Origin of the sequence: Salinihabitans flavidus (genome assembly GCF_900110425.1) — a bacterium.
Taxonomy (GTDB): Bacteria; Pseudomonadota; Alphaproteobacteria; order Rhodobacterales; family Rhodobacteraceae; genus Salinihabitans; species Salinihabitans flavidus.
The window spans coordinates 271,528-286,776 of the sequence record NZ_FODS01000001.1 but is presented as its reverse complement, the minus strand read 5'-3'; the positions used below and the strand labels follow the sequence as shown (position 1 = coordinate 286,776).

General features: G+C 66.8%; 12 protein-coding genes and 1 riboswitch. Of the genes, 10 read left to right on the top strand and 2 right to left on the bottom strand.

Annotation, left to right across the window (positions count from 1 at the left end):
* Window positions 1–10 precede the first annotated feature (10 nt).
* The gene (locus BMW66_RS01400) at window positions 11–1,798 is read left to right on the top strand and encodes a glycosyltransferase family 2 protein (protein WP_245729279.1); all 1,788 of its coding nucleotides are present in this window, start codon (window positions 11–13) and stop codon (window positions 1,796–1,798) included.
* A 156-nt stretch (window positions 1,799–1,954) separates the two neighbouring features.
* On the opposite strand, the gene BMW66_RS01395 is transcribed toward BMW66_RS01400, so the two are convergent.
* Both BMW66_RS01395 and aroC read right to left on the bottom strand, forming a co-directional pair.
* Window positions 1,955–2,899, bottom strand: coding sequence for an AEC family transporter (locus BMW66_RS01395; protein WP_093114842.1), 945 nt, complete (start codon window positions 2,897–2,899; stop codon window positions 1,955–1,957).
* Entirely contained in the window at window positions 2,900–4,003 is a 1,104-nt protein-coding gene (gene aroC, locus BMW66_RS01390) for a chorismate synthase (protein ID WP_093114841.1), read from the bottom strand.
* Between the two features lie 245 nt (window positions 4,004–4,248).
* Window positions 4,249–4,353, top strand: a riboswitch (TPP riboswitch).
* Window positions 4,354–4,388: 35 nt separating this feature from the next.
* Between aroC and thiB the strand changes: the two genes are divergently transcribed.
* From thiB to BMW66_RS20735, 9 genes are all read left to right on the top strand, one after another.
* On the top strand, window positions 4,389–5,366 hold the full coding sequence (gene thiB / locus BMW66_RS01385) for a thiamine ABC transporter substrate binding subunit (protein WP_093114840.1): 978 nt from the start codon (window positions 4,389–4,391) through the stop codon (window positions 5,364–5,366).
* A complete protein-coding gene (locus BMW66_RS01380) occupies window positions 5,342–6,895 on the top strand; it encodes an ABC transporter permease family protein (protein WP_093114839.1) in 1,554 nt (517 codons plus the stop codon). Before thiB ends, BMW66_RS01380 begins: the two co-directional genes overlap by 25 nt.
* Entirely contained in the window at window positions 6,879–7,574 is a 696-nt protein-coding gene (gene thiQ / locus BMW66_RS01375; RefSeq protein WP_093114838.1) for a thiamine ABC transporter ATP-binding protein, read from the top strand. The genes BMW66_RS01380 and thiQ overlap by 17 nt, the downstream gene beginning before the upstream one ends.
* Window positions 7,575–7,675: 101 nt before the next feature.
* A complete protein-coding gene (locus BMW66_RS01370; protein ID WP_093114837.1) occupies window positions 7,676–8,815 on the top strand; it encodes a glycosyl transferase family 90 in 1,140 nt (379 codons plus the stop codon).
* A complete protein-coding gene (locus BMW66_RS01365) occupies window positions 8,812–9,690 on the top strand; it encodes a hypothetical protein (protein ID WP_175483130.1) in 879 nt (292 codons plus the stop codon). The genes BMW66_RS01370 and BMW66_RS01365 overlap by 4 nt, the downstream gene beginning before the upstream one ends.
* A gap of 101 nt (window positions 9,691–9,791) precedes the next feature.
* Complete coding sequence (locus BMW66_RS01360; protein ID WP_093114835.1) at window positions 9,792–10,724, top strand: hypothetical protein; 933 nt, start codon at window positions 9,792–9,794, stop codon at window positions 10,722–10,724.
* Window positions 10,721–12,157: a hypothetical protein gene (locus BMW66_RS01355; protein WP_093114834.1), complete on the top strand. Its 1,437-nt coding sequence runs from the start codon at window positions 10,721–10,723 to the stop codon at window positions 12,155–12,157. The genes BMW66_RS01360 and BMW66_RS01355 overlap by 4 nt, the downstream gene beginning before the upstream one ends.
* Entirely contained in the window at window positions 12,085–12,945 is an 861-nt protein-coding gene (locus BMW66_RS01350; RefSeq protein ID WP_139196102.1) for a hypothetical protein, read from the top strand. The genes BMW66_RS01355 and BMW66_RS01350 overlap by 73 nt, the downstream gene beginning before the upstream one ends.
* Window positions 12,942–15,236, top strand: coding sequence for a sulfatase-like hydrolase/transferase (locus tag BMW66_RS20735; RefSeq protein ID WP_093114832.1), 2,295 nt, complete (start codon window positions 12,942–12,944; stop codon window positions 15,234–15,236). The genes BMW66_RS01350 and BMW66_RS20735 overlap by 4 nt, the downstream gene beginning before the upstream one ends.
* Window positions 15,237–15,249: the final 13 nt, after the last annotated feature.

Genomic DNA, 15,249 nt, shown 5'->3' with positions numbered 1-15,249 from the left:
GGGGGTTCGCGTGAACCTCAAACCTCACAAAAGCCGCCACGGGGAGCTTCTGGCGGTGTCGATGATGAAGGACGAGGCGCCGTTCCTGTTGGAGTGGTGTGCCCATCATCTGGCCGTGGGTTTCACGAAAATCCTAGTCTATACAAACGATTGCACCGACGGCACCGATGACATGCTGATCCGGCTGGAAGAGCTTGGACTGGGCTATCACCGTCGCAACGTGATCCCCGAAGGGGTGAAGCCGCAGCCGTCCGCGATCAAGCACGCGCAGGTCGAACCGCTGGTGGGTGAGGCCGATTGGGTGCTTTTGTTCGATGCCGATGAGTTCCTCTGCATCAACCATGGCGATGGCACGCTCGATTCCATGCTGGATGCGGCGGGGGATGCGAATGGCATCGTGATCACATGGCGGATTTTCGGGTCCGGCAATGTCGTGGACTGGAGCCGGGAGCCGGTGACGGAGCAGTATCTTTATGCCGCGCCGCCGACATGGAACAAGGGCTGGGGGGTCAAGACGCTGTTCAGGTTCGACCCGCATTACTGGAAGCTCGGGATTCACCGCCCGTCGATCAAGGCCAAGCATCTCAAGACCGACTTTCCCGAGACAATCAAATGGCTTAATGGCTCCGGTCAGCCGATGGAGGAGTATTTCAAGTTCCGCGGCTGGCGGTCGATCCGGCGGACTGTGGGCTATCAGTGGGCGCAGATGAACCACTATGCGGTGAAGTCCGTGGACAGCTATGCCATTCGCAAGTTTCGCGGCAACGTGAATAACAAGAAGGACAAGTATAACGCCGACTACTGGGCGCTTCAGGATCGCAACGAGGTGCGGGACGACAAGATCCTGCGCTATGCTGGGAAAACGAAGGCGATCATGGCGGAGCTTTTGACCGATCCGGTGCTGTCGGAGTTGCATTACGCCGCGTTGGAACGTGTCGAAAAGCGGCTTGACGAATACCGGAAAACAGAAGGGTATCAGGAGCTTAAGGCGTCCCTGATCGAGGCGTCCAAGATCCCGATCACGCAGATTTCGGCCAAGCCGCCCAAACCCCGAGACCCCGAGAAGATCGCCGCGCTGATGTCGGAGGTGGAGCAGAAGAACGCCGCCCGACCGGCCAGCGAGCGGCGCCGCAAGCCTGCGCCGGAGTTCGCGGATGTGACCGAGGGCGGCGACGGCTTTGTGCCGGGAGAGATCGACCTGTCGGCGGAGGCGACAGTGGAATGGGTGCCCAACCATGGCCTTGAATTGCCCGCCGACGTGCGGATCTTCGCGCAGAATACTCTCGATCAGGTGATGCGGGGGAAGTATCAGCGGCGGCTTGCGCGGTTCAACGACCGCTTCATCGAAGACGGCGAGCGAGTGCTGGATCTTGGCGCCGGGATCGGGTTCCTGTCGCTGCTGACCTGCCTGACGCAGGAGAAAACTTCGCTTCTTGTTCAAGAGGATACGCCCTCGCGCCTTGCGGTGATGCGGCAGGTGATGGCGCACAACAAGCTGTCGTTCGGCCCGCGTCTGGGGGTGGATGAGCGCCCCGTTGTGGGCAAGGACGATGCCGCGACGGTGCGGGCGGTGAACGCGCTGACGGAGGTGGTGGCGCCGGATGTGATCCGCGCCAGTCAGGCCGATATCGGGCGGCTTGTGGGGCAGCTTGCGCTGGACGGGGTGAAGCGGATCGTGCTGATCGGGCCGGCGGCGGAGCGCTATCGCCGGGGGGCGCGGCATCCGGGCGAGGACAGCGAGCGGACCATCGCCGAAGCGGTGGTGATTTCGCGCACATCGTCGGTTTCGGACAGGTGATTCGAAAACCGGGTTAACACGCTGATTTTGCGGAAAAACCCGGTTTCGGTATCACGTCGGTAAAACGTCGGTATTGCGTCGGTATCGAATACCGAAAACAGGCCCTCAGGGGCAGCGTTACCACGGCGACCGTTGCCTTTTGCGCCGGCAGGGCGGTCAGGTCAGCAGATAGAGCAGGGCGTTGAGCGTCACGAATGCGGCGGTGGTCGCGCCGAGCATCGCCAGAGAGGCGGCCCCGGCAAGGCCGTGACGCTGCGCCAGAACCGTGTAGATTCCGAACATCGGCATCGCCGCCGAGAGCACCACCGCCACCCGCAGATCGGGGGTGAGCGAGACCGCGCCCACAGCCGTGAGTGCGAGCAGCACCGCCCCCACAAGCGCGGGCTGCGCGATGAGCTTCAGCGCGACGATCTGCGCCGCCAGCCCGCGATTGCCCGACAGCGGCAGCCCCACCAGAGAGCCGCCGATCACGATGAGAGAGAGCGCGGCGGCGGAGGTGGCAAGCATCGACAGAACCCGGTCCACCGGGCCGGGGATCGTCAGACCGACGAGCGAGGCGGCCAGCCCGGCCAGCAGCCCGATGATCATCGGCATCTTCACAAGGCCCAGCAGGATGCCGCCGAGCGTGCGCAGGGGGCCGCGCCCGCCGCCGCCGGCCGCCAGTTCCATCAGAAGAAGGCTTAGCGGGACGAGCAGGATATTCTCCACAAGAAAGTTCAGCGCGAGGATCATGCCCGCCAGATCGGGAAAGGCCAGCAGCATGATCGGGTAGCCGACAAAGGCGTTGTTGGGACAGATGGAGCCCATCACGCCGAGCGCGCGGCGCGCCGGGTCGGTGCGTTGAAGGGTAAGAACGCCCCACGCCAGCGCCGCCGTGAGAAGGCCGCCCAAGGCATAGACCAGCATGTAATCGGGTTGAAACACCTCGGCCACGTCGCGTTTGGCCACGGCGGTGAACAGCAGGGCGGGCAGCGCGAGGTTGAGCACGTATCGGCCCAGCGTCCGCATGTCACTGGCCTCGAAAACGCCCTTGTGGACGATGACATATCCCAGCGCGATCAGCGCGTAGATGGGAAAGGTGATGCCAAGGATCGCGGTCATCTACGGACCGATATGCCCCTGATTTTCACCAATCTGCCCGCGATGCAGCAGCAGGTGATCGAGCAGGACGCAGGCCATCATCGCCTCGCCCACGGGCACGGCGCGGATACCGACGCAGGGATCGTGGCGGCCCTTGGTGATCACCTCTGTCGCGGTGCCGTCGGTGCGGATCGAGCGGCGCGGGGTCAGGATCGAGGAGGTCGGCTTGACCGCGAAGCGGACCACGATCTCCTGCCCGGTGGAAATGCCGCCGAGGATGCCGCCGGAGTGGTTGGAGGAGAACTCCGGCCCGTCCTCGCCCATGAAAATCTCGTCCGCGTTGGCCGTGCCGGTGAGGCCGGCGGCGGCCATGCCCTCGCCGATTTCCACGCCCTTGACGGCGTTGATCGACATCATCGCGGCCGCCAGATCGGTATCGAGCTTACCATAGACCGGCGCGCCCAACCCGGCGGGCGCGCCGCGGGCGGTGACTTCGATCATGGCGCCGACGGAGTCGTGGTTCTTGCGCAGTTTTTGCAGGTAAGCCTCCCACTCCGGGGCGGATGTCGCGTCGGGAAGCCAGAAATCGTTGCGGTCGATCGCGTCGCGGTCAAAGCGGCTGCGGTCGAGGGTCATTTCGCCCATCGCGACCATGTAGCCCTTGATTTCAAGGCCGGGCGCGAGGTGGTCCAGCGCGGCGCGGGCGATGCCGCCGGCGGCGACTCGGGCGGCGGTTTCGCGCGCCGAGGAACGCCCGCCGCCGCGATAGTCGCGGTTGCCGTATTTCAGGTGATAGGTGATGTCGGCGTGACCGGGGCGGAAGGTGTGGGCGATATCGCCGTAGTCGCGGCTGCGCTGGTCGGTGTTCTCGATCATGAGCTGGATCGGGGTTCCGGTGGTCATTCCGTTGAAAACGCCCGAAAGAATCCGCACCGCGTCGGCCTCTTGCCGCTGGGTGGTGTTCTTGTTGACCCCCGGGCGGCGCTTGTCGAGCCAGTGCTGGAGCGCCTCTGCCGAGAGGGGCACGTTCGGCGGGCAGCCGTCCACCGTGGCGCCGAGAGCGGGGCCGTGGCTTTCGCCCCATGTGGTGACGCGGAAGAGGTGACCGAAGGTGTTGATCGACATGGCGCGGGCTCCTTTCAAATCGGTCTAGCGGGGCGGCGCGGGCGGCTCAAGAGGGTTGGGGGACGCCACAGGGAGCGCGGCGGACACGAATCGGGCGCAAGCTGTTGTTAACGCTGCAAAACGCCATGCGGTAAAACGTCGGTATTTTGTCGGTATCGCGTCGGTGGGCGATGGCGCGGGCCGGTCCGGTTGTCGCGGCGCAGGGGGTGCGGGACTTGTGTTCGGCCCCGAGGATGAATAAGTTTGTCACCACCTCGGGGTGCCTTCGACGAAGGCTGAGATGCACATCTTGCGAACCCGTTGAACCTGAACCGGTTAAGACCGGCGGAGGGAAGGTTTGGAATTCTCCTGACTCGCTCCGCCCGTCGCAGATAAGGAGGATGCCATGAAGGCATTTGCATTTGCCGCGGGAGTTGTTCTGGCCACGGGCGCCGTGGCCGAGACGCCCCAACTGACCGTTTATACCTATGACAGTTTCGTGCCCGACTGGGGCCCCGGCCCACAGGTGGAGGCCGCCTTCGAAGAGACGTGCGGCTGCGATCTGAACCTCGTGGCGGTGGGCGATGGCGCGTCGCTGCTGGCGCGGCTGCGGCTTGAGGGGGAGCGGAGCGACGCGGATGTGGTGCTTGGCCTCGATACCAACCTGATCCAGTCGGCGCGCGAGACCGGGCTTTTCGCGCCGCATGACGTGGATGCGGAGTTCGATCTGCCGGTGGCCTGGGACGATCCGGTGTTCGTGCCCTTCGACTGGGGCTATTTCGCCTTCGTCAAGGACGCCGGGCTTGAGGCGCCGGGCAATTTCCGGGCGCTGGGGGACAGCGATCTGAAGATCGTGATACAGGACCCGCGCTCATCCACGCCGGGGCTTGGCCTGCTGATGTGGGTGAAGGCCGCCTATGGCGACGAGGCGCCCGAGATCTGGGAGGGGCTGGCCGACAATATCGTGACCGTCACCAAGGGGTGGTCCGAAGCCTATGGCCTGTTCCTTGACGGGGAGGCGGACATGGTGCTGTCCTATACCACCTCGCCAGCCTATCACCTGATCGCGGAAGAGGACGACAGCAAGGCCGCCGTGCCCTTTGACGAGGGGCATTACATGCAGGTGGAGGTCGCCGCGAAGCTGGCCGGGAGCGATCAGCCCGAGCTGGCCGACGCCTTCCTGCGGTTCATGGTCACCGATGCGTTCCAGTCGATCATTCCCACCACCAACTGGATGTATCCGGCGGTGATGCCCGAGGGCGGGCTGCCCGAAGGGTTCGAAACGCTGATCGCGCCGGAGCGGGCGCTTCTACTGCCTTCCGAGGAGGTGCCCGCGCTGCGCGAGGAGGCGCTTGACGAGTGGCAGCGCGCGCTCAGCCAGTAGCGCGAGTCTGGCCGGGGATCGGTGCGGCGGCGGTTGTCGCGGCGCTGATCCTTGGCACGCTCGCGGCGGTTGCCCTGCGCGCGGAGGCGGGCCGGGGGCTGTCGCCGTCCGACTGGGCGGCGCTGCGGTTCACGGTCATGCAGGCGGCGCTTTCGGCGGTCTTCAGCGTGGTGCTGGCCGTGCCGGTGGCACGGGCGCTGGCGCGGCGGGCGTTTGCCGGGCGGCAGGCGTTCATCACGCTTCTGGGCGCGCCTTTCATCCTGCCGGTGATCGTGGCGGTTCTGGGCCTGTTGGCGGTCTTCGGGCGGCGGGGTGTGCTCAATGCCGGGCTGGAGGCGCTGGGCATGCCGGCGGTGCAGATCTACGGGCTGTTCGGGGTGGTGCTGGCGCATGTCTTCCTCAACCTGCCGCTGGCGGTGCGGCTTATCCTTCAGGGATGGCAGACGATCCCGGCCGAAAGGTTCCGGCTGGCGGCCTCTCTGGACTTCGGGCCGGGCGACATGTGGCGGGTTCTGGAGCGGCCGATGCTTCTTCGGATGGTGCCGGGGGCGGCGGCGGTGATCTTCGCCATCTGCCTGTCGAGTTTCGCGGTCGTGCTGACGCTGGGCGGCGGGCCGCGCGCGACGACGGTGGAGCTTGCCATCTATCACGCCTTTCGCTTCGATTTCGATCTGGGGCGCGCGGCGCTTCTGTCATGTCTTCAGATCGCGGTTGCGGGGGCGGCGGCGCTGATTGCGCTGCGGCTGTCGGGGCAGGGCGGATTCGGCGCCGGGATGGGCCGCCCGGTGCGGCGCTGGGACGCGCGGGGGGCCGGGTTCCGCGCGATGGACGCGGCGTTCATCGGGGCGGCGGCGCTGTTCCTGATCGTGCCGCTGGCGATGGTGCTGCGCGACGGGATCGAGGGGCTTGGCCAGATGCCCGCCGACGTCTGGCGCGCGGCGGGGTATTCGATCGGCGTGGCGCTGGTGTCCACGGTGCTGATGCTGTCGCTGGCGCTGCCGATGGCGGTGGCCTCTGCCCGCTGGCAGGGACTTGAGGCGGCGGGGCTGATGGGGATTGCGGCCTCTCCTCTGGTGATGGGCACGGGGCTTTTCATCATCGTCTATCCGTTCGCCGATCCCGGGGCATGGGCGCTCGCGGTCACGGCGCTGGTCAATGCGGTGATGTCGCTGCCGTTCGCGCTGCGGGTGCTGGCGCCGGCGGCGCGCGATTGCATTGCCGACTACGGGCGGCTGTCGGCCTCGCTTGGCCTGCGGGGACGGCACTGGCTTCGGCTGGTGCTGTTGCCGCGCCTGCGGCGTCCGCTTGGGTTCGCGGCGGGGCTGGCGGCGGCGCTGTCGATGGGCGATCTGGGGGTGATCGCGCTGTTTTCCGACCCCGAGCGCGCGACATTGCCCTTGCAGATGTACCGCCTGATGGGATCATACAGGACAGAGGCGGCGTCGGGCGCGGGGCTTTTGCTTCTGGCGTTGACGCTGGCGGTGTTCTGGGGGTTCGACAAGGCGGGGCGGTATGGCGCTGACGATTGAGGGGCTGCGGCTGCGGCAGGAGGGGTTCGGCTTTGCCGCCGATCTGGAGGTGACCGAAGGCGCGCGGGTCGCGGTGATCGGGCCATCGGGGGCGGGCAAATCCACGCTTCTGGCGGCGATTGCCGGGTTCCTCGCGCCGGAGTCGGGGCGCATCCTGTGGCAGGGGCGCGATATCACCCATGCGCCGCCGGGGGCGCGGCCCGTGGCGATCCTGTTTCAGGACAACAACCTGTTTCCGCATCTGAGCGTGGCGCAGAATGTCGGGCTGGGCATCCGGCCCGACCTGAAGCTGAGCGCGGCGCAGCGGGCGCAGGTGGAGGATGCGCTGGAACGGGTGGGCCTTGCGGGGATGGGCGCGCGGCGGCCCGGCACGCTATCGGGCGGACAGCAGAGCCGCGCGGCGCTGGCGCGGGTGCTGGTGCAGGACCGGCCTGTCGTGCTTCTTGACGAGCCATTCTCGGCGCTGGGGCCCGCGCTTCGGAACGAAATGCTCGATCTGATGGCGACCCTTCTTGGAGGGACGGGCGCGACGCTCCTGCTGGTGAGCCACGATCCGGCGGATGCGCGGCGGATCGCGGAGCAGACGATCCTTGTCGCCGAAGGGGTGGCGCATCCGCCGCGGGAGACCGGGGCGCTGTTCGACGATCCGCCCGAAGTGCTTCGGGATTATCTCGGGTAGGGGCCTTGTGACGCGCAAACGGTTGCGCGGGCGGGGTGTGGGGGCCTAAAGTGCCGCCAAGTGGCGGAACCGCAAGAACAGCACAAGACCGCGGGGCAGGTATGGTTTCAGTGGAGGAGTTTGTCGAATCCTCGATCGCGCATCAGCTGGGCGATATCTCCGCCTGCGCATTCTCGCATGACGCGGATGCGTTCGAGGCGGCACGGCGCGGGTGCAGCGGCATGACGCTGGCATGGGATCACGCCGGGGATGGGCCCTATCCGTTCAACGGGTATCAGGGGCCGCGCGAGGGCAAGCCCCGCTGGGCGATCCGCAACCCCAATCACGGTAATGTCTGGAAGACGCGCGGGGCGCTGGAGCCGGTCCTCCGCGCCGGGGCGGATTTCGATTTTCTGGTGGACATGCAGGATCACCGGGGGCGCAATATCGTCACCGAGGACATGCGCGCGCCGCCGGTGTTCGCCTTCAACCGCCCCGTCGCGCGACCATGGGGGCGGGTGCTCTGGCCGCTGCCGAAATATCAGGATCTGGACAGCCCAGATTTCCTTGGCGGGCTGGACCCGGAGCGGGTGCCGTGGCGCGACAAGCAAGACCGGGTGGCCTGGCGCGGGGGGCCGGGCAATCGCGGGCGGCTTGGCAAGACCGGGGGCGGCGGGCAGATCCGGCTAGTGGAGTTGCTGCGGCGCTACAAGGCCGGGACGATGGGTGAGGAGGAGGCGCTTCGGGTGCTGCGCACCATGTCGCGCTATGCCGTGCTGGAGCGGTTTGGCGACGATCCGCGCTTTGACGTGGGATTCACCAACGCCCACAGGTTCACGATCCGCGAGGAGCCGTTCATCGACCGCCTTGAGCGGCCGATCATTCCGCGCGAGCAGTTCCAGACCTTCAAGTATATCCTCGTGCTGCCGGGGTCGGATGTCGGGTCAAGCTTCTACTGGACGATGAACAGCGGGTCGCTTGGCCTTGTGATGGATTGCGATTTCGAATCCTTCGCCACGGCGCATTTCCGCCCGTGGGAGCATTACGTGCCCTTCGGCCAGTCGGTCGAGGAACTGGAGGATGTTTTGGAATGGTGCGCGGCCCATCAGGAGGAGTGCGAGGCGATGACGCGGCGCGCGGCGCAGGTGTGCCGCCTTTTGGCGCGCTCCGACCTGCGCGACGAGATTTCAAGGGGCGTCATTGACCGGATGCGCGCGGCCTTGCCAGCGGGGGAGCGCGGATGGGCGAGGCCGCCGGAATGAGCGCGCAGCCTGCGGCAGCGGCGGACGCGGCGGTCGTGCCGGGCTGGCGGCACCGGCAGGTGATCTATGAAAGCGGGCATGTGCGGCTTGAGTATTCCGGGCCGGAGCCGGCGCGCGGCGATCCCGTATTGGTCGTGTTTCCCCCGGTCGACTATCCGTTCGACCCCGCCCTGCCGGGCTGGGGCGCGCGGTCGCTGGCCAAGCGGGGCATCGCGCATATCTGCGTTTGCCATGCCGCCGAGGACTGGCACCAGTATCCGGATTTCTTCGACGCGATGGCGGCGGCGCGGGCCTTTGTCGGGCCGGGGGTGCAGATCGGCACCTATGGTTATTCCATGGGGGGATACGGCGCGTTTCTGGGGGCGCGCACGCTTGGCGCGGTTCGGGCGGTGGCGGTGTCGCCGCAGGTGTCGATCGACCCCGCCGTTGTGCCGTTCGAGCGCCGCTATGACGCGCAGTGGGCGGCGATGGACGGCTGGCGCCACGATCTGGCCGCGCAGATGGATGGCGCGCGGGAGTATATGTTGCTCTACGATCCGCTGCATGGCAAGGATCGCCGGCATGAGGCGCTTTTCCCCAAACCCGCCCAGTATCGCCGGGTGCCGATCCACGGTTCGGGGCACGCGGCGATTCAGACCTTTGTGGACATGGGGCTACAGGAGGTGTTCTTTGATCTGCTGCGCGGGCGGACGGGGCGGCAGGCGTTTCGCCGGGCCTATCGCGGCAAGCGGGCGGGCAGCTTTCGCTATGTTCGCAAGATGGGCACGCGGCTGCATCAGCGCGGCCATCCGATGGCGGCGCGCTTTCTGGAGCTTGCGCAGGACGGTGGGTTTCAGCGGTTGTTGCGGAAATGGAGGCCGTATCATGATACATGAGAGGGCCGGAGACAAAGATCGCATGGCCCGGAGCGGTTCGGCATACGCAAGCGTATGGTTCAAGCGGTTCGGGAGATACGATCATGACGTGGGAGAGATAGATGCGGATCACGCTGCATGTGGGGCTGCCGAAAACCGGCACGACCTCCTTTCAGGATTACATGTTGCGGCATCATGCCGAGCCGGGCGCCGTGGTCTGGTATCCGGGCGTGGGAACCACGCCGCGCGATCCGTCCCATGCGTGGCTGGGCGAGGCGTTGCGCGCGGGGGACATCGAGGCGCTTGAGACGCGGCTGCGGGCCCTTGAGGGACATTCGGGTCATGTCGTGCTGTCGGATGAAAACCTCTACGTGGAAATGCCGGGCGTGACGGATGCGGTCGCCGATGCCGTCACCGGCCTGCTGGCGGATCATGATGTCACCCTGCTGTGCGTGACGCGCGAGGCGGCGCACTGGCGGCGGAGCTTCTACCTGCAATCGGTGGAGATGCGGCGCAGCCGGGCGCATTTCGATCACCCGACGGCGAAGGACATGTGGCAGACCCCGCTGAAGATGGAAGAGTTTTTCGAGCAGCCTTATGCGCAGGCGGTGCAGGACTACCCGCGCCAGCGTGACCGGATCGCGCAGATGGTCGGCGCGCAGGCGGTTGTCGAGCTTCCGTATGAGGATGCGCCGGACGTGGTGGAGTTGATGGTCCGGGCGCTGGGCCTGCCGTGGGACGGCGCGCAGGATGCGCGGCGTAACCCGTCTCTGAGCGATGTGCAGGGAGAGGTTCTGAGGCAGGCCAACGCGCAGCGGCAGGTGGACGGGCGGATGATCCGGACGCTGATCATGCGCGACAATGGCGTCGAGGTGGCCGCCAAGAAACTGGCGCGGATAAGCGAGTGGGCGCCGACGTATGACTGGGGGCAGTTTGCCTTTATGTCGAACCCGCCGCTGGAGTATAGCGAGGCGGAGTTCGAGGCGCTGGTGTCGCGGCTGCGGCAGGATGCCGAAACGCTTTGCGCGCAGGCGGAACAGGCGGGGGAGCGATGACCGACACGCCCGACCGGAAAGACCGCGGCGTTCTGTTGCGCGCGCGCAATGGCGATGTCATCGGCTATGACGCCACGGGGCTGCGCATGACGCTTTCGGATGCGGTGGTCGCCGATCTGGGGCGGCGGCTTGGCGCGGCGGAGCAGGGGTGGATCGACCCGGCGGTGCTTGGCGATATCGACGCGTGGAGCGTGGCGCAGTCGGGGGAGTGGTATCTGTTCGACGCGCGCCTGCCCGGTGCGCAGGGGGTGCGGCGGTTCCGGCGGCGCATCAGCCTGCCCGGCGACGCGGTGCCCGAGGTGATCGCCGACCCGGCCGGGGCGCTCTTCGCGATCCTGAGCCTTGGCGGGGCGCGGCGGGCCGTGACCGGGGATGAGGCGCCGCGCTTTGGCTATCATGTGGTGACGACGGGCGATGACCTTGGCCCGGCGGGTGCGGCGGGCACGGAGGCGGTGCAGGCGACCGACCTGATCCAGCGCCCGCGCGAGCAGAGCCGCGACAGCCTGATCGCCGATGAGATCGTGGCGCGGCGGCACGGGGCGCACCGGGCGCTTCCGGTGATCTATGCCCGCGCCGAATGCGACAGTTCGGCGTCGGTGGGGGCGCTGTTGCAGGGGGCGGCGCTGGCGAATTTCCGGCGCACGGTGCAGAACCTTGTTCTGGCGGCGGGAAGCCTTGGCCTGCCGGCGAAGGTGCTGAGCGTGGGGCTTGATTTCACGCTTGAGGACGTGGTGAGCGACGGCGCCACATGGCGGCGGGGCATGTATGACCTGATGGCGCAGATCACGGATATTTTCGCCGATCACGGGCTGCGCAAGCCGCTGTTCACGCTGATATATGAGGCCGGGACGGCGGATATGTCGGACGGTGAGGTGGTGCGCGCGCAATGGGAAATGGCGTGGAATCGGGGCGGGCATGACATCGTGTTCGCCGCGCCAGGATACATGTTCGCGCAGGATCGGTTCGGGCGCCCCACGGCGGAGGCGCGGGTGCAGATGGCAGAGATGGAGGCCGCCGCGATCGAGGCGGTGAACGCCGATGAGGATTGGACCTGCCCGCTGCTGCTTCTGGCGGAGCGGGAGGGGGACGGTTCGGTGATCCGCTGCCGGGGGCAGGGGATGGGGCGTTTCATTCTTGATCACGGCGATCCGATGGGTGCCGGCACGGGGTGCGGTTTCCGGCTTGAGGGCGCGACGAACGGCGCGACGATTACCGATGTGTCGGTGGCCAAGGAGGATCGGAACGATGTTCTGATTCGCTGTGACACGGTGCCCGAGGGGGATCTGACGCTTTGCTATGCCATCGGACACGAGCCGGTTGGCGATGGCAGGCCTGCCAATCGCGGGGCGCTGCGGGACGAATGGTCGATGGAGTCGCGGACGGGGGGGCGGTTGCACCGCTGGGCCCTGCCAGCCGCGTTGCCGGTGCATTGATGGAGGAGGATGGCGCGATCTTCCTCGACCTCGAATTGCCCGAAGGGGCCTTGCTGCGTTGGGAGCCGGTGGCGGAGCCTGTGCCGGGGGCGGAGCATCCCAATACATACGGAGCTGTATGGTATGCGGCGCGGGGCGAGGCCATCGCGCGCGACGGCGGTGCGGTGATCGGCTGGACACCGGAGAATGGCCTTGGCATCCCGGCGGTGCCGGTGACGGCCAATGCGGGCGGCGGGCTGAGCGACGGGGGCGGGCTCCGGTTCGAGCGGGAGGTCAACGCCGGGCTGGTGGCGGAAAACGCGCTTGTCGATGCGCGGCATTTCACCGTCGCCGTGCGGTTCGAGAGCCCCGAGCACGAGGCGCGCACGCTTGTCACGCTCAACCCCGGGGCGCATGACAACTACCTGTTCCTGTCGGAGAAGGAGGGCACGCTGATCTGGGAGGACGAGGACGCGACGGCGGGGGTGCGGATGCCATCGCGCGCGGGGGCACAATGGGTCGCGGCGTCCTATGCGCTTGGCGCGCTGTCGCTGTCGCGTGCCGACGAGGGGGGCGATTTCGAGGACGTGCAGAGCGGGCCGGCGAGCCTGTCACTGGCCGCCGCGATGGCCGGGGCGAGCGATCTTTTCATCGGCTGTCGGTCGCATCGCAAGGGGATCGTCAAGACGCTGGGCGCGTCGGTGATCCATGACATCCTGTTCTGGATCGACGCGGATTGTCTGGCCACGCCGGAAGGGCGCGGAATGCTAACGGCGGCGTGCCGCCATGTGGAAGGGGCAGACGCATGAGTTTCGACCGGGGAAGCGTTGCCGGCGACACTATCGCGGTGATCTGGATCGACGACATGATCGACGTGGTGACATGGCGCAACGCCTTTGGCCTGACGATCCAGACGCCCAATATCGACTGCTTCATGGCCGAGGGGGTGCGCTTTGCCAATGCCTATGCCACCGTGCCGCTATGCGCGCCGTGCCGGGCGGAGCTGGCCACCGGGCTGTCGCCGTTCCGGACCGGGCTTGTCGATCTCAACCGGTTCTGGCGCGATGTGCTGCCGCCCACGGCGGGCTGGCAGTTCGACCTGCGGCGGGCGGGGTTTCGCAATTTCACCACCGGCAAGGTGGACAGCAATTACAAGCCGATGCCCGACGCCTACAAGCGCATCCTGTTTCACGAGGAGCCGGAGGCGAAGGACGCGGGCAAGCGCGAGAAGGTCAAGGATTACCTCGGCAAAGGGCCGGGGATTTCGGGGGTGAATCATCCCGACGACGACGGGGCGCAGGATCACAAGTTCTATGACTGGAAGGTGGCGCAGAACGCGATCGACTATCTGGGTCGGGCCGACCCGGCGCGGCGGCATCTGATCCAACTTGGCTTCAAGCATCCGCACTACAACCTGCAATGCCCCGACCGCTTCTATCAGCGTTATGACCCCGAGGGGATCGTCTGGCCCGAGAATGCCGCGCCGGAGGATTACTTCGGCCCGCAGGAGGGGATGGCAGTCTATGAGGCGGCCTATATCACCAACGGGCCGTGGACGCCGGAGAAGGCGGGCGATCATGCCTGGCGGCAGGTGGTGCGCGCCTATTTCGCCGCGATCAGCCATGTGGATCATGAAATCGGGCGGTTCATGGAGGCGCTGAAAGCCTCGCCGCTTGGGCAGTCCACGACGGTGATCCTGCTGTCGGACAACGGGTTCAACCTTGGCACGCATGACAGCTTCCACAAGATGAGCCAGTGGGACAGCGCGGCGCATGTGCCGCTTGGCATCTGGTCGGCGCGGATGGAAGCGGGCGCGGTCGTGGAGATGCCGGTGTCGCTTCACAATCTTCCCAAGACGATCATGGATCTGGCGGGGCTGCCCTATCGCCCCGACTGGGTCTCGGGGCAGAGCCTGTTGCCGCTGGTGGATGAGAGTTTCGGACATTTCGACCGGAGCAAGTCGCCGGTCACGAGCGTGTTCGGCACGCTGTCGGTGCGGCCCGCGGGGCCGGAGCTGAGCCGCTATCGCTATTTCCGGTATCCCAACGGCGAGGAACATGTCTACGATCTGGTGGACGATCCGGGCGAGACGCGGAATCTGGCGGAAAGCGGACCGCTGGAGGCGTTGCGGGGAGAGCTTGTGGACAACGCGCTCGACCTCGGCCTGGATCTGCGCGGCTTCGAGAACCCCGAGCGGGGGGTGAACGCGATGATGTCTCTTGATGGCAGCGTGGTGATGGCAGGGGGCAACGCCGACAACGATTACTGGGCCTACGGCGCGGACGCCGAGAAGATCGTGGAAGAGCCGGACGGCGGGCGCGACACGCTTTGGTACATGGCGGGGCCGGATGACTACGTGCTTCATGCCCCGGCGCATGTGGAGAATATCCGCATCGCCACCGTGGTGGCGCGCCGCGAAAGCGATGGCGCGACGTCCAAGGAGATCGCCATCGTCGCCCATCCCGATACGCCGATCACTTTTGAGACCTCGGAGCGGGTGACGGTGAACCTGCGCGGAAGCCGGGGTGACGATGTGATGATCGGGCCCAAATACGGCGGCGCGGAGTTTCACGGCGGCGCCGGGGATGACGTGCTGATCGCCAAGTCGAAGCGGGGCAAGGATGTGCACCGCTTCTTTGGCGGGGCGGGCAATGACACGCTGATTGGTGGTAATGGGCGCGATATACTCGACGGCGGGGCAGGGGATGACGTGATCCGGGGCGGCGAGGGCCGCAGCCGCATCCACGGCGGCCCCGGCAACGACCAGATCAGCGACGGGCCGGGCGGGTCGGAGATCCATACCGGGCCGGGGCGCAATACCGTCACCTCGGACGGCGGCGACGACCGGATCTTTGTCGGGGCCGGGCACAACGTGATCCGCGCGGGAGAGGGCGATGTCACCTTTACCATCGACTATGGCGGGGTGACGGAGATTGACGGCTGGCGCGCGGGCTACCGGCTTGATCTGTCGCGCTGGCCCGCGCGGCCGGAGGTGGTGTCGGCCAGCGATGCGGAAATCGTGCTGCGGCTTGGCGTGGCGCATGTGGTTTTGCGCGGTGCGCTCAAGGACGTCGATGCGGCGGACTTGGTGGATGGCTGAGATGGCGGCGGTT

What these genes read in the sequence shown, in the direction of transcription:
- BMW66_RS01395 (WP_093114842.1), bottom strand. Translation starts at nt 2,899, where the DNA reads ATGACCGCGATCCTTGGCATCACCTTTCCCATCTACGCGCTGATCGCG.
- aroC (WP_093114841.1), bottom strand. Translation starts at nt 4,003, where the DNA reads ATGTCGATCAACACCTTCGGTCACCTCTTCCGCGTCACCACATGGGGC.
- thiB (WP_093114840.1), top strand. Translation starts at nt 4,389, where the DNA reads ATGAAGGCATTTGCATTTGCCGCGGGAGTTGTTCTGGCCACGGGCGCC.
- thiQ (WP_093114838.1), top strand. Translation starts at nt 6,879, where the DNA reads ATGGCGCTGACGATTGAGGGGCTGCGGCTGCGGCAGGAGGGGTTCGGC.
- BMW66_RS01370 (WP_093114837.1), top strand. Translation starts at nt 7,676, where the DNA reads ATGGTTTCAGTGGAGGAGTTTGTCGAATCCTCGATCGCGCATCAGCTG.
- BMW66_RS01365 (WP_175483130.1), top strand. Translation starts at nt 8,812, where the DNA reads ATGAGCGCGCAGCCTGCGGCAGCGGCGGACGCGGCGGTCGTGCCGGGC.
- BMW66_RS01360 (WP_093114835.1), top strand. Translation starts at nt 9,792, where the DNA reads ATGCGGATCACGCTGCATGTGGGGCTGCCGAAAACCGGCACGACCTCC.
- BMW66_RS01355 (WP_093114834.1), top strand. Translation starts at nt 10,721, where the DNA reads ATGACCGACACGCCCGACCGGAAAGACCGCGGCGTTCTGTTGCGCGCG.
- BMW66_RS01350 (WP_139196102.1), top strand. Translation starts at nt 12,085, where the DNA reads ATGGTCGATGGAGTCGCGGACGGGGGGGCGGTTGCACCGCTGGGCCCT.
- BMW66_RS20735 (WP_093114832.1), top strand. Translation starts at nt 12,942, where the DNA reads ATGAGTTTCGACCGGGGAAGCGTTGCCGGCGACACTATCGCGGTGATC.